A 1,499-nucleotide genomic window follows, 5' to 3' on the forward strand; every position below is an offset into this window, starting at 1 on the left:
CTGAAACCCTAAGTCTGAAACCCTAAGTCTGAAACCCAGACCACGGATCAACCGACCATTTCAGGAGTTGCTGATGAGTGATATGGATACAGAAATGTACGATCGTTCCGAAGTGTCAATGTTCGGGCCATCCATGCATGCGATACCCATGCCCGGCATTCGGCGCATGATTAACATGGCTGCAGGCAAGGAGGATGTGATTCACCTGTCCATCGGGCAGCCGGATTTTCCCACCCCGGAACACATCATCGAAGCACACATTGATGCCCTGCGTGCCGGGCAGACGGGTTACACCATGGATGCCGGTTTGCCGGAACTGCTGACCGCGCTGCGGGATTATTATTCCGAGCGTTACAAGGTGGATCGCCTGACGGAAGAGAACTTTTTGATCACCACCGGTGCCACCGAAGCCATGTATCTGGCGCTGTCAGCCACCGCTGCACCGGGACGCCAGTTTATCTGCACCGACCCAACCTTTCTGCTGTATGCGCCACTGATTCGTATGAACGGTGGTGAGGTGAAACTCATCCCCACCCGCGCGGAACAGGGTCACCAGATCGACCCGCAGGAAGTGATTGATGCCATGGGCATGCGTACTTTTGCCATTGTGCTCAACTCACCCAGCAACCCTACCGGCACGGTGTACCCAAGAGAAACCGTGGAAGCTATCGTGCAGGAAGCGGCCTACCGCGGCATTTATGTGTTTGCCGATGAGGTGTATGACCATTTGATTCTGGATCACATGGACTTTCCCAGCGTGATCAGCTGCACCTCGGATCTGGATCACGTGATGTCGATTTCCAGCTTTTCCAAGACTTTCAGCATGGCGGGATTACGCATCGGCTGGATCATCTCCAGTCAGGGTGCCATCCGCAAACTGCGGCGTTACCACATGTTCACCACCACCGTTGCCAACACCCCGGCACAATGGGCAGGCGTGGCAGCCTTACGCGGGGATCGATCCTGTGTGGATACCATGGTGGCTGAATACCGCCGACGGCGGGATCGGGTGGTGGAACTGGTTAATGATGCACCCTGGCTGCAAGGTTATGAACCCCAAGGCGCTTTTTACATCTTCCCATCCCTGCCCAAAGGCACCGACGGCAGCAAACTGGCTTTACAAATGCTCGACGAAACCGGGGTCTGTGTCATCCCCGGTGACGCCTTTGGTGAGGAATGCTCCAACTACATTCGAATCAGTTATTCCAATTCCATGGAACAAATTGAAGAAGCCTTCGAACGCATGATCCCCTGGTTGAAAAAACAGAAACTGGGGAAGGATTATAAATAGTCACACCCGGCCTGCGGTTTGCTTACCGCAGGCTTTGTGAACAAATAAAAGGATAAAAGCTGTTAGTGCTGGATCATGGACTGGCGTAATTCAGAGATAACTTTTTCATCCAGCCCAGTAACCTGAGCAATCTGGGCATCACTCATCATATTCAGTGCCAGCAAGTTTTTAGCAGTGTTATGTTTCTCCTGCTGCACACCCTGCTGCA

General features: G+C 53.2%; 1 protein-coding gene. It reads left to right on the forward strand.

Annotation, left to right across the window (positions count from 1 at the left end; translation table 11 throughout):
- The first annotated feature begins 73 nt into the window (after positions 1-73).
- Positions 74-1,291: a pyridoxal phosphate-dependent aminotransferase gene (locus IBX50_RS20535; protein ID WP_292258282.1), complete on the forward strand. Its 1,218-nt coding sequence runs from the start codon at positions 74-76 to the stop codon at positions 1,289-1,291.
- The last annotated feature ends 208 nt before the right edge of the window (positions 1,292-1,499 follow it).

It is taken from the genome of Marinospirillum sp. (assembly GCF_014859565.1).